Here is a 20,019-nt window from a genome sequence, read left to right as displayed (position 1 = left end):
CCCGCAGATTTAATAGGATATGGGTAAGGAATAAAAGCTAAGAGTGGAAATGATGCTCTCTGTCATGAATGGAAGCATCACCCAAGGGCATTCTAATAAGAAATGCTAGCAGCAATTGAAGAGGGAGTGACAGTTGTGTCAGAAGAAAAAATCTACGATACGATCATCATTGGAGCGGGTCCTGCCGGAATGACAGCCGCTGTTTATACATCACGGGGAAATCTTTCAACACTGATGATTGAAAGAGGAATTCCAGGCGGCCAAATGGCGAATACGGAAGATGTTGAGAACTATCCGGGCTTTGAAAGCATCTTAGGGCCGGAACTTTCAAATAAAATGTTTGAGCATGCAAAGAAATTCGGTGCCGAGTATGCGTATGGCGATATTAAAGAAATTGTAGATGGTGAAGAGTACAAAATCGTCAAAGCTGGTTCCAAAGAATACAAAGGACGCTCTGTCATTATTGCGGCAGGTGCTGAATACAAAAAAATCGGTGCACCAGGCGAAAAAGAACTTGGCGGCCGCGGCGTATCATACTGCGCTGTATGTGACGGTGCCTTCTTTAAAAACAAAGAGCTTGTGGTGATTGGCGGAGGAGACTCAGCAGTAGAAGAGGGTGTTTACCTCACTCGCTTTGCGTCTAAAGTCACTATTGTCCATAGACGCGACAAACTTCGTGCCCAAAGCATCTTACAAGCACGTGCATTTGATAATGAAAAAATCGACTTTATGTGGAACAAAACCGTCAAAGAAATCAATGAAGAGAACGGGAAAGTCGGCAGTGTGACATTAATTGATACCGTGACAGGTGAGGAAGAAGACTTCAAAACAGATGGCGTCTTTATCTACATTGGTATGCTGCCGCTGTCTAAACCATTTGAAAATCTAGGGATTACAAATGCAGAGGGTTACATTGAGACGAACGAAAGAATGGAAACAAAAGTTGAAGGAATCTTCGCAGCTGGAGACATTCGTGAGAAAACACTTCGTCAAATCGTCACAGCAACAGGTGATGGAAGTATTGCAGCACAGAGTGCACAGCATTATGTAGAAGAGCTTGCTGAAAAGCTAAAAGCAATGAAATAAACAGCTGTCGTAAATCCTTAATATTGCGTCACGGGCTTTTAACTGGAATGTAACACGGGTGAAACAATTATCCGTTATGATGAAACTAGTAATTGACCCCCTTTTATAAGGAATACATGTTTGGCACGGATGTGAATCCGTGTCCTTTTTTTTGCTTAAAATCAGAAATTCACGAGATGTTCACAAATGACGCATGGAGAACCGTTAGATGTTGTAAAATAAAGAATAGAGAAAGTGCCCGTCACCATATTCATACGAAAACCTGTCTGTTTTCAGTGAAGAACGGGCATGTTCATTGTGGGAGCCATGATGAACCTGTATAATAAGAAAAAGACATAAAAGAGTAGGTGACAGCTGATGCAACGAGTAACCAATTGTGTGCTGCATCACGATGATCAAGTTCTCTTGCTGCAAAAGCCAAGACGAGGCTGGTGGGTAGCACCTGGCGGCAAAATGGAGAGCGGAGAATCGGTCAAGGATTCAGTCGTTCGAGAATTTAGAGAAGAAACAGGCATTTATATTTTAAATCCGCAGCTAAAAGGCGTGTTTACCTTTATCATAAAAGAAGGCGATCAAATCGTTCAAGAGTGGATGATGTTCACCTTTATGGCAGATTCCTTTACAGGAAAAAACGTATCAGAGTCGGAGGAAGGCATTTTAAAATGGCATGATGTAAAAGATGTGCCTAGCTTGCCGATGGCTCCAGGAGATTCCCATATTCTTGACTTCATGTTGAAAGGGAAAGGACTTCTCCACGGCACTTTTACGTATACACCAGATTTTGAGCTGATTGCTTATCGATTAGATCCTCAAGGAGACTAATAAATGAACCGTTTTCATAAAGAAGGAGAGGGAGCAGGCATGAATACGCACAAACAAGATGATATTCAGCTTGTGATTATTACAGGAATGTCAGGTGCGGGGAAAACCGTTGCCATCCAAAGCTTTGAAGACTTAGGTTACTTTTGTGTGGATAACTTACCGCCATCACTTTTACCGAAGTTTCTAGAGCTCATGAAGGAATCCAATTCAAAGATGAGCAAGGTGGCCCTTGTGATGGATTTGCGCGGACGCGAATTCTTTGATAGCTTAATTGCTGCCTTAGATGAGATGAGTGATATCGGCTGGATCACACCAAGGATTCTATTTTTAGATGCAAACGATAAGGTGCTTGTCTCAAGATATAAAGAAACAAGACGTTCTCATCCCCTTGCGACAACAGGTTTGCCGCTCGAAGGAATTGAGATGGAACGCGATCTGTTAGAAGAGTTAAAAGGCCGGGCTCAAATGATTTTTGATACATCGGATTTAAAACCCAAACAGCTTCGAGAAAAAATTGTCGCACACTTTGCCACGAGCCAAGGGCAGGTGTTTACAGTGAATGTGATGTCCTTCGGTTTTAAATACGGTCTGCCGATTGATGCTGATCTTGTATTTGATGTGAGATTTCTGCCGAATCCTTACTATATTGAGAGCATGCGTCCACAGACTGGAAACGATGAAGAAGTACGCTCCTATGTCATGAAGTGGAGTGAAACGCAAAAGTTCACAGAGAAATTAATCGACCTTCTCAGCTTTATGCTTCCGTCCTATAAACGAGAAGGGAAAAGTCAGCTGGTGATCGCTATTGGCTGTACAGGCGGACAGCACCGATCAGTGACGCTAGCGAACTACTTATCGGAGTATTTTAAAAATGACTACTATACTCATGTCACTCACCGGGACATTGAAAAGAGAAGCAGAAAATAGATGACGACACTACCAAAGGTTGTCATTCTTGGCGGAGGCACTGGCTTATCTGTTTTACTTAGAGGATTAAAGACAAAGCCAGTGGACATTACCGCCATTGTGACGGTAGCTGATGATGGAGGCAGCTCAGGCAGACTGCGGCATGATTTGAATATTCCGCCTCCAGGCGATATTCGGAATGTCCTTGCAGCTCTCTCTGATGTTGAACCGCTTGTAGAAGACTTATTTCAGCACCGTTTTAATAAAGGGAATGACTTAACAGGCCACTCTCTCGGCAATCTCATTCTTGCGGCTATGACGAATATAACCGGTGATTTTTTTCATGCCGTCACAGAAATGAGCAAGGTCTTAAATGTGAGAGGAAAAGTATTGCCAGCAGCGAATTCAAGTGTTGTTCTTCATGCGGAATTAGAAAACGGGCAAGTGGTAACGGGAGAATCAAAAATCCCAACCTATGGTGAGCGAATTAAACGAGTGTTTCTCACACCCGATACGATTGAGCCGCTCCCAGAATCGATTCAAGTCATTCGTGAAGCCGACTTGATCGTCCTTGGACCTGGCAGCTTGTATACAAGTATCTTGCCAAACTTGCTTGTACCGCATATTGGCGAAGAAGTGATTCGTTCTAAGGCGAAAAAAGTGTATATTTGCAATGTCATGACACAGCCGGGGGAAACGCTTTCCTACAGTGCAGCTGATCATGTGCAGGCACTAAACGATCATATGGACCGACCATTTATCGATACGATATTTGTGAACAATAAAGAAATTCCAGAAGAAATCAAAGCAAAATATGCAGAAGAACAGGCGCAGCCTGTACAATTCGACACAGATGTACTCAAAGCCATGGGACTAGAAGTCATCCCTGGAGAAATTATTACATATGACCAGCATGTGATTCGTCATGATACGCTGAAAGTAGCCGCGCTGCTCGTCGATCTGCTGCATCAGAAAAAATAGGAATGGGGGTGGCAAGGATGTCATTTGCATCCGAAACAAAAAAAGAGCTGACTAATCTGGAAGTGAAGGACTGCTGCACAAAAGCAGAGCTTTCTGCCCTCATCCGTATGAACGGTTCATTATCTTTTTCTAATCGAAAATTGATTTTAGATATACAGACAGAGAACGCAGCCATTGCAAGACGTATTTATACCCTTTTGAAAAAGAAATACGATGTGACTGTCGAGCTGCTCGTTCGTAAAAAAATGAGATTAAAAAAGAATAATGTGTATATTGTCAGACTGGTAGAACGAGCGAAAACCATTTTAGAGGACCTAAAGATATTAGGTGAACAATTTGTATTTGAACGCAACATTTCAGAAGAACTTGTGAAGAAAAGATGCTGCAAGCGTTCCTATATGAGAGGTGCTTTTTTAGCAGGAGGTTCTGTGAATAATCCAGAAACCTCTTCGTATCACCTTGAGATTTTTTCACTATACAAAGAACATAATGATGCCCTTTGTGAGCTCATGAATCAATTCCATCTTAACAGTAAAACACTTGAACGCAAAAAAGGCTTTATCACATACATGAAGGAAGCGGAGAAAATTACGGAATTCTTAAGTGTTGTGGGTGCTCATAACTCATTGCTTCGTTTTGAAGACGTGCGTATCGTCCGAGATATGAGGAATTCAGTGAACCGGCTCGTCAATTGTGAAACAGCAAACTTGAATAAAACGATCGGTGCCTCACTGCGCCAGGTTGAAAATATTCAATTCATTGACGAAAAGATTGGACTAGACGCCCTGCCAGATAAGCTGCGTGAAATTGCGCAACTGCGTATTGACTACCAAGAAGTCACATTAAAGGAACTTGGCGAAATGGTGGAAAGCGGCAAGATCAGCAAATCAGGCATTAATCACCGTTTAAGAAAGCTAGATCAAATTGCAGAACAACTAAGAAACGGACAAGCTGTTACACTCAAATAGGGAAATAAAAAAGGGAGGCAGATCATATGGTGGAAAAAACGGTCACAATTCAGCTGAAAACGGGTTTGCAGGCACGTCCGGCTGCTTTGTTCGTTCAAGAAGCCAATCGTTTTGGTGCTGATATTTTTCTAGAGAAAGATGGGAAAAAGGTCAATGCGAAGAGTATTATGGGACTGATGAGTCTTGCGATCAGCTCTGGGGTCACCGTCAAACTAATAGCTGATGGAGCAGATGAACAAGAAGCCATCGATGCGTTAACGGATTTTATCAATCAAGAAAACTGAGTCTCTTTCAAGGGCTCAGTTTTTTTAGGAGGGAAAGTTGTGATTCAATCAGCCTTTTTACAGAAAATTGGATATGAAGCCGCGTCCATTACGTTTGATCAATTACCGGATTTACTAAGGAAGATGGCTTATACCTTTCCTTTTGAAAATAGATCTGTGGTGGGTAAACACGCCTATGCTTTGGATCAAGAAGGTTTGAAGCATCATCTTCTGGAAGGCAGCAGAGGTGGGCTTTGCTATGACCTCAATCCGCTCTTATATTATGTCTTAAAAGAGGCAGGTCTCGCCGTAAAGCTCGTTCAAGGGACCGTATATAACAAAGAAGCAGAGAAGTGGGCACTGGATGGGACGCATGTAGCCATCGTCCTTCAACATCACCATGAGCGCTACCTCATTGATGCAGGATTTGGTGTGAATTTACCCCTTCAGCCCGTCCCTTTTACAGGTGAATGGGTGGAAGCACCGTCCCTTCGTTTTCGCGTGAACGCAGAGGAAACAGAAAAAGGAACCCATCTACTCCAATTGGATAGGGGAGCAGGTGCTGAAACAGGTTATGCTTTCACATTAAAAGAAGTCGGTGAAGATACACTTGTGCAATTGCGGCATGAGATTTATGAAAATGAAGCCTCTCCTTTTAACAAAAGGCTGCTTGCATCCAAACTGACACCAACAGGTCGTGTGATCGTGACAGAGGATCATGTCACGATACATGAACAGGAAGAAGTATCGAAAAACTTGCTTCCTCAACCTTTTGAAGTATATGTACAAACACATCTTGCACCTAAACCATAGAGACAGTTTGCTTGAATGGCTGTCTTTGCGGATAGACAAACTCTTGTACCTACTGTCGCACTCACGATTGTTAAATGTGCACCCCGGCTTGCCTAGCTGAATCGCTCATCCCCCTTTAGGCGTATGACTCACCGCTCATAATTGCTGTCAAAAAAGCCGGGGTTAGTATCGTACTTTATCAAGTGCTTTTCATCATTCTATTCCCCTAATATAATGAATCAATATAAGTGAACATGGAGGGATGCCAAATGGATGTATCGCAAAAATCGTTGAAAACAATGATAAGCAACACTAAACTAACAAAAAAGGAAGAAGAAATAGCGGAATACATTTTAAATAATGTAAGAGAAGCATGTCTTGTTACTTCAATAGAACTAGCTCATAGATTAAAAGTGAGTAATGCTACAGTTGTTCGATTCCCGAAAAAGTTAGGCTTTTCTGGATATAGTGACTTTCAAAAATATCTTAGAGAACAGTACTATGACAAAAGCTTAGCCATTTCTGATGATGTGACCATTCCCTCTGAAAGATTAAAATTAAGTTATGATAAAGTGATACAGTCAGATTTACTGAATGACAATTTAAAAATTCTTGAAAAAAATATATATTCTATTTCAGAGAAAAATTCATCTGAAGAGTTTAACAAGGCAATCAATTATATCATTGACGCTAGAAGAGTTTATATTTTAGGTAGTAGAGCTAGAACTGGGTTAACCGAAATAATGGGAGTTTTCCTAAATCAGATCATTGATCATGTAGTGATTAATAGTCAACAATCGTTTACTCCGTTTGATTCCTTAGCTTCATGTAGTCAGGATGATTGTGTCCTTATTTTTTCATTCCCAAGATACTCTGAAGTAGACTTTGCAGCAGCCAAAATGGCAAAAGAAATCAATGCGAAAGTTGTCATCATTACTGATAAAGCCACAGCACCTATAGCACATTTTGCTGATGTCCTACTTTTAGTTTCAGTGGATAGTAATGCATTCTTCAATTCTTACACACCTGTATTATTTTTAGCTGAGTTAATATGTACACATGTCAGTCGAGCGACAGTCGCTCATAGTGAGGAAAAATTAGAAAGAATTAATAAACATATTAGCCAGTTTGGTATGTATTAATAAAAAGTATAGTTGATATAAATATGATCTGACCTTTGCAGGTGTATTTGAATTCTTTAAGGGAGGTCAAGCTTGTATGACTACAATCATGTATGACTCCAATAAAGTAAATTCGCAAAAAACGACCCACCAGTTTTTCTAATTGGTGGGTTATTGTTTGTTTACTTTAAATGACTAATGGAGAAATTCTGAGAAACTTTGCATGTGTTGAGAAGATAAAAAATGGAACAGGACTAGGAAATGATAAACTTATATTTTTTGAAAATTTCAAAAAAATATTGTTATTAACAAAATGGTTATGATAAAATCAAAATGAAATAAATTCTTCATATTTTTTAAAAAAAGAATAAATGAAAACGCTTGCTTGTGTGACTGGTTCTTCATGCTGATTTCTATAAAGTGTATTAATTCAAGTGATTTGGAAGAAATATTTAGTATGAAAAACCCCCGTCATGTTTTTTAACAAGATAACTGACAGAAAAAGAAGCTTATATCATCATAATGATGAAGAAAATTATTCATTTATATTATTTTGAAGAATTTCAAAAAACATTTTCTGTGTTGTAGAGGAGGAAGTATGTTGAATGATTATAAAGTAGGGAAATTAATTGATCAGAAGCTATTAAAGGAATTACGTGAAAAATTTTCGTTTCTATCCTTTGACCCAGACTATGGGGAAAGACTTTTTTTTGATAATTCAGGAGGCTCTTTAAGGTTAAAGGAAGCCATCAAGGTGAAAGAAAAGATTGATTTATTACCGGATTGTCCAGAAAGGTACCATCAAAGAGCAACAGATCTGAATGATATGATGGACAAATGTAAGAATGATGTATTGAGTGTCATGTTCGGAGCTGAGTCAGGTTCTTTAATAACAGATTTAACAGCTTCTCAAGCCATGTTTAAAATGGTCTCAACTATTATTGAAAATGTTGAGGGAACGAATGCCGTCACGACTAATATTGAACATCCTTCTGCGTATGACTCATTAGAATTTTACTGTCAAAAGAACAATAAAGAATTTAGAGTTGCTAAAGCAAATGTGAATACAGGCTTTGTTGATCCCGAAGCGATCGCTGATAAAATTGACGAGAATACGATTTTGTTAAGCGTCATTGCTTCCAGTAATATTTCAGGAAATATCATGGATCTTGAAGGAATGATAAAAGCTGCTAGAAAGAAAAAACCAGATTTATATATTATTGTTGATGCAGTTCAGCATATGCCGCATGGGACTCTTCATGTAGAAAAGCTTGGTATAGACGGAGCAAACTTTGCACCATATAAGTTTATGGCGTCAAGAGGTATTGGGTTCGCTTATGTTTCAGACAGATTATCGAAACTTCCACATCAAAAATTACTAGCAAAGGATGATCGTGAATGGGAACTTGGTTCACCAACACCTTCGCTATTTGCATCTATGTCAGCTGTTATCGACTATGTATGTTGGCTGGGTTCGTACGACAGTATTGGAGAAATGTCTAGAAGAGAGAAGTATCTAAAGGGTATGAAAAAAATAGTTCTTCACGAAAGAGCACTACTCCATAGACTTCTTGAAGGCAGTGATCAGATCGAGGGATTGAGATATATGAAGAACGTAAAAGTTTTTGCGGATGCCCCTGATTTAACGAAAAGAGATCTCATCGTTGCGATGGGAATTCAAGGGATAGATGATGAACAACTAAGAAAGGATTATCAAGATCGAGGCATTACCGTTTATGAACGAGTGAATACTAGTGTCTACTCAAAACGTATACTCGAAGCCATTGGATTAACTGGTGCGATAAGGGTTTCACCGTTCCATTGTCATACAGAAGAGGACATCGATCAATTTTTATGTGTAACCAAAGAGTTATCTGAAATGAAGAGAATGAGCAAACTCATCAACTAGGGGGGAACTACTAATGAAGAAATTAGGTCTCGGTACAAAAGTATTTATTGGGTTTGTCATCGGTATATTGCTAGGTTTAATCTTTAAAGAAAAAATATTAATCATTAAACCTATTGGGGATATATTCTTAACACTCATTAAAATGATCGTGGTTCCGCTCATTTTTTTCTCCATCACTTCTGGAATCTTTAGTATTGGTGATGTTCAAAAATTAAAGAAAATCGGAACAAAGACGCTGATTTATTATATTGGAACGACTTTAATAGCAGGTGGAATCGGTCTTTTGGTTGCGCATATATTTAAACCGGGGAATGGAATCGATATTGATAGTATCAAGACATCGTCTGAATATAAAGCTGCCAATATTCCTACTTTTGGAGAGACGATATTAGGTCTATTTCCATCAAATCCTGTTCAGGCTCTAGCAGAAGGAAATCTCATGCAAATTATCATCTTTTCTATTTTCTTGGGGATATCCATCGTTTTCGTAGGAAATAAATCAGTCACCCTTAGACATTTTTTTGAAGAAGGTACACAGGTAATGTATAAAATGACAGGAATCATTATGGCATTTTCACCTATAGGTGTGGCTGCTTTAATGGCTTGTACGATTGGGGAATACGGTTTGAAAATATTTGGGCCTTTGGGCAAATTTATTTTGGTTGATTATATCGGTTTGATTTCTGTCATCATTTTGATGTACTTGTTTATGTTAAAATTCATAGCGAAAATTCCTTTATCCAAGTTCTTTAAGTCAATCGGTAAAATTTGGGTAGTGACTGCGAGTACGACAAGCAGTTCTGGAACATTACCTGTTACTATTTCTGTGACGAAAGAAGATTTTAAGGTGAAAGAGGAACTAGCGCAATTTACCCTTCCTATTGGAGCAACGATGAACATGAATGGTGCCGTTGTGTATTACTCTGCTGCCATCATATTTGTATCCCAAATATATGGGATTGACATGCCAATTAGCCAGCAACTACTAGTCATATTAATGACAACTTTAATATCAGTTGGATCGCCCGGGATTCCTGGAGGTGGTATCGTTATGACCATTATGCTGTTAACTACATTAGGACTCCCTATGGAGATAGTTGGAATGATTGCTGGGATCTATAGAATCATCGATATGGGACACACCTCACTTAACGTGACAGGTGACGTAGTCAGTACACTGTGTATTGCGCGTAGTGAAAATATGATTGAAGATGAACAACTAAATGTGAATAAAATAAACGATATAAAATATTAAACGAGTTGATGTAAAGGTATAATTAACTTAATATTCTGTCTATTGAAAATAACATGATTGCCTAGTGATAAATCTCATTGCGTAATATTAATTGAGAAAAATTATCCAGACCGCAAGCAAACATCATAAAAAAGACAGCTCATCAAAGGGCTGTCTTTTTCATTGATTAACGAATCCGCGTAAATGTCGCATAGTGATCGGTCGTTTTATAAATGAGCCAGTCACTTGAATACACAAGGCGGTCAGCATTACGGAAACCAGAGACGTAGTTGATGTCGGCTTCACGCCATGTACGGCCGCTAGCTGATGGAAGGCGTCCCTCCCGATTAGAGAATACGTCTCCACCGATGCTTTTGCCCGGCGCGACTTCAGCTAAATTTCCTTTTGATGCCACCCATCCGAGGGCGCTCGCTTGTGATTTGGTGATGTAATTATCAGGTAGTCGTTTATAGCGGATTAAGTAATCTGCTACACCATCAAAGGTATTAATGACGGCAAGGGTACGAAGGTCTGGTGCAAGCTGTACGGAAGCAGTCTCATTTGTGGCTGTGGGTGTAAGTGGTGTTTCTGCATGGACTTGCTGCGGGATAAATCCAGAAAATAGAATGGCAGCAATCAGAGCGAACAGAGTAAAAATCGAACTTATTTTTTTCATCTTGATCCTCCTCAAAAGGAAATGGGATGCCGTCCTCTTGATGCTTGTCTACCTCATATTATAGCACCGGCATATGAAGAGAATGTAAAGAATCAGGAGATTGGAAAAAATGAGGCTTTTTGACCTACTGTCTCTAGATGACGTAAACAAAAAGACGCAGTTCCCTGCGCCTTTTTTCAATTAAGATGAGGCAAGCTCCTTCACAATATCAACAGGGGCTTTGCCGTCAATTCCATGAAGCACATTATGAATGGCTCGTTTCAGCATAAGATCTCTTGTCGTTTCAGTAGCGGAACCGATATGCGGGGCAAGCGTGACATTGTCCATCTCTTTGAAAGGATGATCTTCCTGAAGCGGTTCTTGCTCATACACATCCAGACCAGCTCCTTTAATCCACCCTTCCTGCAGTGCTTGAATGAGGCTTTTCTCATCGACGGTTTTTCCTCGGGAGATGTTCACGAATAAAGCTGTCGGCTTCATTAATTTCAATTCCCGCTCTCCTATCATATGGTACGTCTCATCCGTCAGTGGTGTGATTAACACAATGATATCAGCTTGCTTCAGCAAGTCATCCAGTGCACAATATACAGCGCCATATGCCGATTCGGCTTTCTCGTTCCGACTCCGGTTGTGATAGAGGACGTTCATATCAAAACCATGAGCGGCTCGTTTGGCTACTTGCTCACCGATTCGTCCCATCCCAATGATCCCAAGCGTTTGATGATGGACATCAATGCCGAATATATCTTCCTCTTGAACAAATTTTGTCCATTTTCCCTCGCGGATAAAACGATCAAGCTCGGCAATTCTCCTTGCAGAAGAGAGAATGAGCGAAAAGGCAAGATCAGCAACGGTATGATCGAGTGTATAAGGCGTGTGCGTACCAATCACGCCTCTTTGTCTCATGGCTTCTAGATCAAAATTGTCATAGCCGACTGAATTATTGCTCACCACCTTGAGTTGGGGTGCGTGATCTAATAAATCTTGATCAATTTTCGTACCAGATGTTAAAAGGCCATCAGCCTTCTGCAGCTTCTCAAATAATAGATCTCTTGGGATCGGATCCTTTGACTGCCATACCTCATATGTACAATGTTCTTTTAACATGTCTTCAAAAGCGGCAGGTAAGGGTTTGGCGACAAAAATATGTGGTTTCATCATCAACTCGCTCCTTTCACATGGTCATCTTTCTCTTTTTATTATAAAGCAACCATTTTGGCAGTACACGTTTGAATATGAGCTGCTCAATATTTAATATACTGAAATAACGGAAAAGGAGAGATTTTTATAGTGAAAGAGTAAATGCTGATGTCTTTTTATGATGTAGAAAAACGAGTGATTAGTAGATGAGTCATAGAAAAATGTTAGATGTTTCGAGAGATAATCTGACAAACTGGAAAATAGATAGAGACTTTTTGATAGAAAATTTATTATATTTGCAGTGTATTAAACGGGATGGTCATTTTCTACTAAACCATTTCATCGTCTTTTGGTGAAATGAAAGCCATCGTTTGTAAGCAAAAGCCGCCTCTGCCCTGTGCTGAAGCGGAACAAAGAGCAAAATAGAGAAAATGATTACATATTCTCTCATCGTTTTCTCATTTTTTTCTTTTTTTTCTATCATTTTTCTTCTCTATGCTTGAGAACACACAAGGGAAAAGGAGGCCAGGTAAGGCGTTACAATCACTTAAAAAAGATAGGAGATGACAGGATGGATTCAACATTAGAACAGATTCTTCAGCACAATGCAGATTTTGTGAAAGAGAGACAGTATGAGCCTTTCAAGGCGGGAAAATTTCCTGAGAAGAAATTGGTTATATTAACTTGTATGGACACACGCCTGTTGGAATTATTACCCCAATCCATGGGGCTTCGTAACGGTGATGCGAAGATCATTAAAAATGCAGGAGCCATCGTCACACATCCATTTGGCAGTGTCATGCGGAGTATTTTACTAGCCATTTATGAGCTGAAAGCAGAGGAAGTATGCATTGTCGGACATCATGAATGCGGAATGGCAGGCCTTGCGGCAGACCCTTTACTTGAAAAGGCAAAAGCAAGGGGAATTGAGGAAAAGTGTTTGAGCATTGTGAAAAGCGCAGGTGTCGATTTAAAGGGCTGGCTGACAGGCTTTGATTCAGTGGAAGAGAGCGTATCCCAAAGTGTGAAATTAGTCAAAGAGCACCCGCTCATGCCAAGTGATGTAGCTGTTCATGGACTAGTGATTCATCCGGCAACAGGAAAGCTGGATGTCGTTATAAAAGATAAACAGATCGACCCGCAATATACCTAAATCATCTACACATACTTGAAGGAGGCCAACACATACCATGCGTTTTTATGGAAGATTTGAAGGTTATGATTCATCAAAGTTTAGACGCGATTTAATCGCTGGGCTTGTCGTGGGCGTTGTGGCAATTCCTTTAGGCATGGCTTTTGCCATTGCATCTGGTGTCGGACCAGAATACGGTTTATACACAGTCATCGTTGCCGGCATTTTGATTTCATTGTTTGGTGGTTCAAAGTATCAGATCGGCGGACCGACCGGGGCATTTGTTCCAATTTTATTCGGAATCGTCAGCCAGTACGGTATCGAAAACTTACTCATTGCTGGTTTTATGGCAGGCTGCATGCTTGTATTATTCGGAATATTCAAACTAGGAAAGCTCATGAAATTTATTCCTCGTCCGGTTATCATCGGCTTTACTGCTGGCATTGCTGTCATTATTTTTTCAGGACAGATTGCCAACTTCCTCGGATTAAAGGGTGTTGAAAAGCATGAAAGCTTTTTCCTCAATATGAGAGAGATCGTGGTCCATCTTGATACCGCAAACAGTCTCGCCATTCTCACAGCGATTGTTGGGCTCATCGTGATTTTGGCGGCACAAAAATACATTCCCAAAATACCTGGTGCTCTATTAGGTCTACTCGTTTCAACATTTATAGCTGTTCTCTTTTTTCAAGGACAAGTTGAAACCATCGGCTCTGCATATGGCGAAATCCCTCGTCAGCTGCCAACTTTCGCTTTTCCTGAATTGACGATTGAAAAAATGATGTATCTGCTGCCGCCGGCTATTGTCATTGCCCTTTTAGGAGGCGTGGAGTCCATCTTGTCAGCTATGGTTGCTGATAATATGAAAGGCTCAAAGCATGACAGCAACAAGGAGCTTGTCGGGCAAGGAATTGCCAATATGGCGGCACCGCTTTTTGGAGGAATCCCAGCGACTGGAGCGATTGCTCGTACGGCAACAAACATTAAAAATGGTGGAGCGAGCCCCATTTCAGGAGTCGTGCATGGTGTCGTCGTCTTGCTCATCTTAATGTTATTTGCACCATATGCATCGATGATTCCGCTTGCTGCCATGGCACCGATTTTGATGTTTGTAGCGTGGAATATGAGTGAGAAAAAAGAGTTTATCAATATTGTCAAAGTCAAAAATGCGGATTCCCTTGTGCTTGTCGTGACCTTCCTGCTGACGGTCATCGGTGATTTGATTATTGGGGTGACTGCAGGTCTCATTTTAGCGTTTATCGCCTTTATCAAAAAAATGAGCCAGACAACAAATATCCACACAAATGTCGCTGTTCCTCAAATCGAAACGGCGGCTGCCTTAGAAAGGGAGACCGATCAGAAAGGAATTAGTATGTATTCGATTGAAGGGCCACTTTTTTTCGGTACAACCGATTCATTGGAAAATTCGATTTTGGATCATGTTCAGACAAAGCCGAAAACACTCATTTTGCTTATGAACAAAGTGAATTATATGGACACCTCAGCAGAAGCGGTTCTGATGAACATTTCTAATCGTTTAAAGCATCACAATGGAAAATTGATGATTGTAGGGCTTCAATCACAGCCAAAAGAGCTTTTGCATCGTACCGGTCTTTTCCATCACATTGGAAAGCAGCATTTCTTTGAACGAACGGATGATATTTCACCACAGCAGCTATAAAAGGCTAAAAAAAGCACGTGACATGTCGGTCACGTGCTTTTTACCTGCTCTTTTTCACTAGAAAACCGTTGTGTGAGTTTCTGTTGATGGGAAGAGAAGACCTCTTCTACTGTTACATCATAGAGATCAGCTAGAACTAGTAGATTTCCTAAGACATCTCCCATTTCTTCAATAAGGTCCTTTCTTAACGCGGCGTTCTCCTGTGTTTTCTCATCAGGTCGATCGCGTCCAATTTCGACCGCCCTGACTGCACGAGCGAGTTCTCCTGTTTCTTCCATCAGGAAACCTAACCTGATAAACGGCCCGTATTCTGTCCAATTTCTCATTTTGTAGAAATCTTTGATCCATTTTTCCATTTCAGTTGTTTGCATTCTCTTTATACAGCTCCTTATATGGTGTTCACCTTCTGATTTTACACTATATATAGATGGAGCGGCTGTTTCTTTACAATGAATTATAGTAGAATGAGTGGGTGAAGAAATCATAGAGAGAGATGGAGCTGTTTTGATGAAAACGATTTGTGTGTTTGCTGGTTCGAATCCAGGTGTGAATGAAATCTACAAACAAAAAGCTGTCGAGCTAGGAGCTTATATGGCAGAGCAAGGAATCCGTCTTGTATACGGCGGCTCACGAATTGGCTTAATGGGAGCTATAGCGGATGAGGTGTTAAAAAACGGCGGGCAAGTGATCGGAGTCATGCCAAAAGGGCTTTTTAGAGGAGAGGTTGTGCATCAAGAGCTCACTGAACTCATTGAAGTCAAAGGAATGCATGAACGAAAAGCTAAAATGAGCGAGCTGGCCGATGGATTTATTGCCATGCCAGGTGGTTTTGGTACATATGAAGAATTATTTGAGGTGCTATGCTGGGCGCAAATTGGCATCCATCAAAAGCCAATCGGATTGTATCAAGTGAATCAGTATTTCAAACCGCTCCTCGACATGGTGACGTTCAGTGTACAGGAAGGTTTTTCGAATGAATCACATCTTCAGTTGCTGCATGCCTCTGGAGAACCAGAAGAATTGATTTCTCAGATGGCTTCCTATCAAACACCGTCTCTACAGCAGAAATGGACGGAGCTATCTTAAAACAAATGCATAACAAAAAACCGCCTGTTCAAAGAGCAGACGGTTTGTTTTGTGATTATTTTTGTTCTTCTGAATTACGGGTCAAGACTTTGTCAATGAGTCCGTATTGAAGTGCTTCTTCCGCTGTTTTGAAGTTGTCACGATCTGTATCGCGCTCAATGACTTCAATTGGCTGACCAGTACGTTCAGCAAGTACTTGGTTCAGTTTATCGCGTAAAGAAAGGATTCGTTTTGCCGCAATTTCAATTTCTGTTGCTTGACCTTGCGCACCACCTAGTGGTTGGTGAATCATCACTTCACTATTTGGAAGGGCATAACGCTTACCTTTTTCACCAGCAGCAAGCAGGAACGCACCCATAGATGCAGCCATACCAATACAAATAGTTGATACCTTTGGTTTAATAAATTGCATCGTATCGTAAATGGCCATACCAGCTGTGATCGAACCGCCAGGGCTGTTAATGTAGATAGAGATATCTTTTTCTGGATCCTCGGCTTCTAAGAAGAGAAGCTGTGATACGATGGAGTTGGCAACATTGTCATCGATCGCAGAACCAAGCATGATAATACGGTCTTTTAAAAGACGAGAATAAATGTCGTAAGCTCTTTCCCCACGATTTGTTTGCTCAATGACTGTAGGTATTAAATTCATAATGTTCCTCCTTCACCTTTTAGGTAAGTATGTAATTCAATGATACATTTTTGGTCAATAAAGGTCAAACAAAATGCTGACCTAAAATCAAATACCCCTATCCATTTTCCCCAAAACTCTTCCACTTCAAACCATCATATGAGTATATGTATGGAAATGAAGAAAATGCATCGAAAGGGATAGCGATTAATCATTGCTTTCTTGCAGCATTTCCCTTATAATTTGATATGCTGACGTTCAAAAAACATATCGTGCGCTCGTAGCTCAGTTGGATAGAGCGGTGGTTTCCGGTACCACGTCTGCCGGGGGTTCGAATCCCTCCGAGCGCGTCTTGAGTATCCGATGGATCATTTATGAAAGAACTTGAAAACCCTTTGAAATAAAGGGTTTTTTTGTTTTTTTATGAGTGGTATTGTGTGAATGAATTGAGAGGAATTTCACTATTTATTAGAGAGTTCATTTTGTATCGAAAAACACAGATTAATATTGTTAAAAAGACAAATTTTCTTGATGATAGGTAATCAAGTAAACTTAATCTATTATTGGAGTATAAAGTCAGTTCATCAATATTCTCAAAGCTTGTTCAACGAAAAGGGCAAAATTCATTCATAAGGAGGCACTAATGAATTGTGAAATTGTTTTACATCAAATTGAAGTAGCTGTTAAAACATTGATAAAAATAGTAAGTCAATTAGAAGAAGCTGATTTACAAAAAAGACCAACACCTCATAAGCAGTCTATCGGAGAGTTGCTGGAACACATTGCGATCATTTGTGAAGCTGACTGGCGTATTGCAAATGAGGCGACCCAAGAAGAGATGGAAACATTTTATGCTAATGTATCATATAAAACTATAAAATCGATAGAAAATGGTTTAATGACTAATTTCCATTCATTAAAAAATAATTATATGAAATTATCGGACACAGAACTACTGTCTCGTACCACTTCTTATTGGGGTGTGACATATACAAGGTATGAATGGTTGTTAGAGATATTAGCACATGTTTATCATCATAGAGGACAATTACATGCTATGCTTGTTCACTGTTACAATCAAGACCCCAAAATTTTAATGTTTGAATGATGTTTTTCGACTAAAGGGTGTTTTGCTTTCATAATATCCTGTAATAACATCTATCGTGTCGGGGTTTTATAGATTCTCAGCGTGTGCATTCAACCTAGTTCACAATTGAAAAAGGTTTCTCGAACCCTCTCCATCAGAAGAGGGTTTTTTGTATGTGGCGTTCACTGCTAAAACTTTACATCTAAACCACACTGCTTATGTTATAATTAATAATCATTCTCAATTAAAGGTGGTTTCGTAAGTGAAAAAAATGATTTGGCTTATGAGTCTGCTGGCAGTATTGTTGGTGGCTTGCGGGCAGAAAGACAATAAAGAACAAGAATCAAATACTCGTACATATACAACTGAAACGGGTGAAAAGATCACCATTCCAGACAAACCGAAACGAATTGTTGTGTTAACAGCACAGCTTGGAAATTTTAAAAAGTTAGGTGTGACACCTGTTGGCATGACAGATGTTTATCCTAAATCATCCTTTTTAGATGAAACAGGTGTGAAGAGGGTGCCGATAGAAAATGTGGAGGAAATCGCCAAACTGAAACCTGATCTCATTATTGCGTATTCACAAAATGATCAAGTTGAAAAATATAAAAAGATCGCAAAAACAATTACTTTCACAACAAGTGAACATAGCTTTAAAGAGATGCATATTGAAATCGGAAAGATTCTTGGAAAAGAATCGTTAGCCAAAAAACAAATACAAGAAATGGACGAGCAGCTGAAAAAAGACGGCAAAGAGGTCAAAGCAAAAATTGGTGAAGACAAGACGTTCTCCATTATGGATGTGCAGCCTAAGCAGGTGTACTTATTTGGTACAGACTTTGGTCGTGGAGGAGAGGTTATCTATCAAGGGTATGGATTCAGTTTGCCTGAAAAAGCAGAGAAAGCTCTACCAAAAGAAGGATATCTCGGTATTTCATTAGAAGAGATGAATGAGTATACAGGTGACTATTTACTTGTACCAACAAAGGATGGAAAAGCACCTAATCTAGATATCACAGGCAGCGGGGTATGGAAGAAGAATAAAGCAGTGAAACAAGGACATGTTTTATCCTATTCAATCAAAGAATTTATCTATGCTGATCCAATCTCAATTGAAAAACAGTCTGCTGCGTTTAAACAAATGCTGCTCAAAAATTAATAGAAAAAAGACAAAGTACTTAAAAAGGAGGCTTTGTCTTTTTTTCTGCTATCCTCTTAAAATACTAGCCATAAGACTCATTTCTGCCCTTTTCAGGCGTATTTGTTGAGCCTGATCACTGTATAAGATTAACATGGAAGGGAATTGACAATAAGGAGAGGATTCTTGTGGCGAAGGTTTTAATGATTACGTTCCCAGCTGAAGGACATGTGAACCCAATGTTAGGGATGATTAGAGCATTTGTTGATCGAGGTGATGAAGTGCATGTGGTCACAACTGAACATTATCAAAAACGGATCAAACGCTTAGGCGCTCACATACATATACATCCAGATTATATTCGGACATTAAGTGTGGAGGAAGACGATTTGGAGTCCATGCAGCCATTTTTTCATGCCATGCTACAAACGTCATTAGACATTTTAGAAGTGGTGGAAACTCTTTCTCAACAGCATTCATTTGATTTGGTCTATTTTGATATGTTTGGAGCAGGTGAGCTTGTGCGGGATTACTTACAGATTCCAGGCATCGGTTCGAATCCTTCTTTTGTGCTGCAGGAGGCGCATTTTGATACACCGCTATACAGAAAAGATGAGAAGGCGGCTCATCTGTTAGAAGAAATACATGAACGTTTTGGCGTTCAGCCAAAGCATTTGATGCAATTCATGAAAAACCGCGGCGAACTGAATATGGTGTATACAAGTGAATATTTTCAGCCGTCTGTTGATGCATTGGATGATTCGTTTGTTTTCATTGGACCGAGTTTTCTAAAACGTGCTGACCAGCACGATTTCCCATTAGAAGCGCTTGAGCGGGAGAAGGTTGTCTTTATTTCAATGGGAACGGTTCTTGGAGATACTGAAGCATTCTTTAATATGTGTATTGATGCCTTTGCCGACTTTGATGGAAAAGTGATTCTCGCAACTGGTGAAAAAATCGACATGTCTCTCCTAAAAGAAGCGCCATCTCATTTTCTCATCGAGCCTTATGTGCCGCAGCTTGAAGTCCTTGAACTGACAGATGTGTTTGTGACCCACGGCGGGATGAACAGTGTCAATGAAGGTATTCATTATCATGTTCCAATGGTTGTCATCCCGGTTGACAAAGATCAGCCGATGGTGGCAAAAAGACTGACGGATCTCTCTGCTGCTCGTGCACTCGATAAAGACCAGCTGACAGCAAAACAGTTGAGAGATACTGTAGAGAGTGTACTCGGAAGTGACACCTACCGTGCTGGGATTGAAAAGATTGAAGAAAGTTTCCAAACAGCAGGTGGAACAGAAAAAGCATTACGTGTCATTGATCAGTTTATTCAAGCGAAACAGATGCAATAGGTAAGGTG

The 20,019-nt window shown here is 40.0% G+C and carries 19 protein-coding genes, 1 tRNA gene and 1 pseudogene; 17 read left to right on the top strand and 4 right to left on the bottom strand.

From position 1 onward, the window contains the following. Positions 1-135 precede the first annotated feature (135 nt). From trxB to MHH31_RS15965, 10 genes are all read left to right on the top strand, one after another. A complete protein-coding gene (gene trxB / locus MHH31_RS16010) occupies positions 136-1,086 on the top strand; it encodes a thioredoxin-disulfide reductase (protein ID WP_024719880.1) in 951 nt (316 codons plus the stop codon). Between the two features lie 357 nt (positions 1,087-1,443). Beyond that, entirely contained in the window at positions 1,444-1,908 is a 465-nt protein-coding gene (locus MHH31_RS16005; RefSeq protein ID WP_058336954.1) for an 8-oxo-dGTP diphosphatase, read from the top strand. A gap of 39 nt (positions 1,909-1,947) precedes the next feature. Beyond that, entirely contained in the window at positions 1,948-2,835 is an 888-nt protein-coding gene (gene rapZ, locus MHH31_RS16000) for an RNase adapter RapZ (RefSeq protein WP_024719879.1), read from the top strand. After that, on the top strand, positions 2,836-3,795 hold the full coding sequence (locus MHH31_RS15995) for a YvcK family protein (protein WP_008348128.1): 960 nt from the start codon (positions 2,836-2,838) through the stop codon (positions 3,793-3,795). It begins immediately after the preceding gene. 17 nt (positions 3,796-3,812) lie between these two features. Next, entirely contained in the window at positions 3,813-4,763 is a 951-nt protein-coding gene (whiA, locus tag MHH31_RS15990) for a DNA-binding protein WhiA (RefSeq protein WP_008348125.1), read from the top strand. Between the two features lie 26 nt (positions 4,764-4,789). Continuing rightward, complete coding sequence (locus MHH31_RS15985) at positions 4,790-5,047, top strand: HPr family phosphocarrier protein (RefSeq protein ID WP_008348124.1); 258 nt, start codon at positions 4,790-4,792, stop codon at positions 5,045-5,047. A gap of 39 nt (positions 5,048-5,086) precedes the next feature. Next, positions 5,087-5,839 carry an arylamine N-acetyltransferase gene (locus MHH31_RS15980; RefSeq protein WP_342495002.1) on the top strand — a complete coding sequence of 251 codons (753 nt, stop codon included), beginning with the start codon at positions 5,087-5,089 and terminating at the stop codon, positions 5,837-5,839. A gap of 248 nt (positions 5,840-6,087) precedes the next feature. Then, the gene (locus MHH31_RS15975) at positions 6,088-6,960 is read left to right on the top strand and encodes a MurR/RpiR family transcriptional regulator (protein WP_039963728.1); all 873 of its coding nucleotides are present in this window, start codon (positions 6,088-6,090) and stop codon (positions 6,958-6,960) included. Positions 6,961-7,537: 577 nt separating this feature from the next. Then, positions 7,538-8,848 (top strand): aminotransferase class V-fold PLP-dependent enzyme, encoded by a 1,311-nt coding sequence (locus MHH31_RS15970; protein ID WP_342495001.1) that lies wholly within the window; start codon positions 7,538-7,540, stop codon positions 8,846-8,848. 13 nt (positions 8,849-8,861) lie between these two features. Continuing rightward, on the top strand, positions 8,862-10,103 hold the full coding sequence (locus MHH31_RS15965) for a dicarboxylate/amino acid:cation symporter (RefSeq protein WP_100324748.1): 1,242 nt from the start codon (positions 8,862-8,864) through the stop codon (positions 10,101-10,103). Between the two features lie 166 nt (positions 10,104-10,269). Here MHH31_RS15965 and MHH31_RS15960 read toward each other — a convergent pair. Then, positions 10,270-10,596, bottom strand: a pseudogene (locus MHH31_RS15960) (ribonuclease); the annotation flags it as partial. Positions 10,597-10,938: 342 nt separating this feature from the next. Continuing rightward, positions 10,939-11,916 carry a D-glycerate dehydrogenase gene (locus MHH31_RS15955; protein ID WP_041508114.1) on the bottom strand — a complete coding sequence of 326 codons (978 nt, stop codon included), beginning with the start codon at positions 11,914-11,916 and terminating at the stop codon, positions 10,939-10,941. A 553-nt stretch (positions 11,917-12,469) separates the two neighbouring features. Between MHH31_RS15955 and MHH31_RS15950 the strand changes: the two genes are divergently transcribed. Both MHH31_RS15950 and MHH31_RS15945 read left to right on the top strand, forming a co-directional pair. Then, entirely contained in the window at positions 12,470-13,051 is a 582-nt protein-coding gene (locus MHH31_RS15950) for a carbonic anhydrase (RefSeq protein ID WP_024719876.1), read from the top strand. Between the two features lie 37 nt (positions 13,052-13,088). Further along, positions 13,089-14,711, top strand: a complete 1,623-nt coding sequence (locus MHH31_RS15945) for a SulP family inorganic anion transporter (RefSeq protein ID WP_342494999.1) — start codon at positions 13,089-13,091, stop codon at positions 14,709-14,711. A 29-nt stretch (positions 14,712-14,740) separates the two neighbouring features. Here MHH31_RS15945 and MHH31_RS15940 read toward each other — a convergent pair whose 3' ends face one another. Beyond that, entirely contained in the window at positions 14,741-15,082 is a 342-nt protein-coding gene (locus tag MHH31_RS15940; protein ID WP_045034008.1) for a MazG-like family protein, read from the bottom strand. A 136-nt stretch (positions 15,083-15,218) separates the two neighbouring features. Between MHH31_RS15940 and MHH31_RS15935 the strand changes: the two genes are divergently transcribed. Further along, entirely contained in the window at positions 15,219-15,797 is a 579-nt protein-coding gene (locus MHH31_RS15935; protein ID WP_342494998.1) for a TIGR00730 family Rossman fold protein, read from the top strand. 55 nt (positions 15,798-15,852) lie between these two features. Here MHH31_RS15935 and clpP read toward each other — a convergent pair whose 3' ends face one another. Further along, positions 15,853-16,449, bottom strand: coding sequence for an ATP-dependent Clp endopeptidase proteolytic subunit ClpP (gene clpP, locus MHH31_RS15930; protein ID WP_024719872.1), 597 nt, complete (start codon positions 16,447-16,449; stop codon positions 15,853-15,855). Positions 16,450-16,702: 253 nt separating this feature from the next. On the opposite strand from clpP, the gene MHH31_RS15925 reads away from it, so the two are divergent. The 4 genes from MHH31_RS15925 to MHH31_RS15910 all read left to right on the top strand — a co-directional run bounded on the left by MHH31_RS15925 (position 16,703) and on the right by MHH31_RS15910 (position 20,011). After that, a tRNA-Arg gene (locus MHH31_RS15925) sits at positions 16,703-16,778 on the top strand. 293 nt (positions 16,779-17,071) lie between these two features. Further along, positions 17,072-17,536 carry a DinB family protein gene (locus MHH31_RS15920; protein ID WP_342494997.1) on the top strand — a complete coding sequence of 155 codons (465 nt, stop codon included), beginning with the start codon at positions 17,072-17,074 and terminating at the stop codon, positions 17,534-17,536. A gap of 250 nt (positions 17,537-17,786) precedes the next feature. Next, positions 17,787-18,677, top strand: a complete 891-nt coding sequence (locus tag MHH31_RS15915) for an ABC transporter substrate-binding protein (protein WP_342495502.1) — start codon at positions 17,787-17,789, stop codon at positions 18,675-18,677. A 167-nt stretch (positions 18,678-18,844) separates the two neighbouring features. Then, positions 18,845-20,011, top strand: coding sequence for a macrolide family glycosyltransferase (locus MHH31_RS15910; RefSeq protein WP_342494996.1), 1,167 nt, complete (start codon positions 18,845-18,847; stop codon positions 20,009-20,011). Positions 20,012-20,019 lie beyond the last annotated feature (8 nt).

This window comes from Bacillus sp. FSL K6-1033 (assembly GCF_038630765.1).
In the GTDB taxonomy this organism is placed as follows: Bacteria; Bacillota; Bacilli; order Bacillales; family Bacillaceae; genus Bacillus; species Bacillus altitudinis.
This window is presented reverse-complemented; position numbering and strand designations above follow the sequence as displayed.

Excerpts from the sequence above, each read along its gene's own strand:
- MHH31_RS16005 (WP_058336954.1), top strand. The coding sequence starts at position 1,444 with ATGCAACGAGTAACCAATTGTGTGCTGCATCACGATGATCAAGTTCTC.
- rapZ (WP_024719879.1), top strand. The coding sequence starts at position 1,948 with ATGAATACGCACAAACAAGATGATATTCAGCTTGTGATTATTACAGGA.
- MHH31_RS15995 (WP_008348128.1), top strand. The coding sequence starts at position 2,836 with ATGACGACACTACCAAAGGTTGTCATTCTTGGCGGAGGCACTGGCTTA.
- whiA (WP_008348125.1), top strand. The coding sequence starts at position 3,813 with ATGTCATTTGCATCCGAAACAAAAAAAGAGCTGACTAATCTGGAAGTG.
- MHH31_RS15985 (WP_008348124.1), top strand. The coding sequence starts at position 4,790 with ATGGTGGAAAAAACGGTCACAATTCAGCTGAAAACGGGTTTGCAGGCA.
- MHH31_RS15975 (WP_039963728.1), top strand. The coding sequence starts at position 6,088 with ATGGATGTATCGCAAAAATCGTTGAAAACAATGATAAGCAACACTAAA.
- MHH31_RS15970 (WP_342495001.1), top strand. The coding sequence starts at position 7,538 with ATGTTGAATGATTATAAAGTAGGGAAATTAATTGATCAGAAGCTATTA.
- MHH31_RS15965 (WP_100324748.1), top strand. The coding sequence starts at position 8,862 with ATGAAGAAATTAGGTCTCGGTACAAAAGTATTTATTGGGTTTGTCATC.
- MHH31_RS15955 (WP_041508114.1), bottom strand. The coding sequence starts at position 11,916 with ATGAAACCACATATTTTTGTCGCCAAACCCTTACCTGCCGCTTTTGAA.
- MHH31_RS15950 (WP_024719876.1), top strand. The coding sequence starts at position 12,470 with ATGGATTCAACATTAGAACAGATTCTTCAGCACAATGCAGATTTTGTG.
- MHH31_RS15945 (WP_342494999.1), top strand. The coding sequence starts at position 13,089 with ATGCGTTTTTATGGAAGATTTGAAGGTTATGATTCATCAAAGTTTAGA.
- MHH31_RS15940 (WP_045034008.1), bottom strand. The coding sequence starts at position 15,082 with ATGCAAACAACTGAAATGGAAAAATGGATCAAAGATTTCTACAAAATG.
- MHH31_RS15935 (WP_342494998.1), top strand. The coding sequence starts at position 15,219 with ATGAAAACGATTTGTGTGTTTGCTGGTTCGAATCCAGGTGTGAATGAA.
- clpP (WP_024719872.1), bottom strand. The coding sequence starts at position 16,449 with ATGAATTTAATACCTACAGTCATTGAGCAAACAAATCGTGGGGAAAGA.
- MHH31_RS15920 (WP_342494997.1), top strand. The coding sequence starts at position 17,072 with ATGAATTGTGAAATTGTTTTACATCAAATTGAAGTAGCTGTTAAAACA.
- MHH31_RS15915 (WP_342495502.1), top strand. The coding sequence starts at position 17,787 with ATGATTTGGCTTATGAGTCTGCTGGCAGTATTGTTGGTGGCTTGCGGG.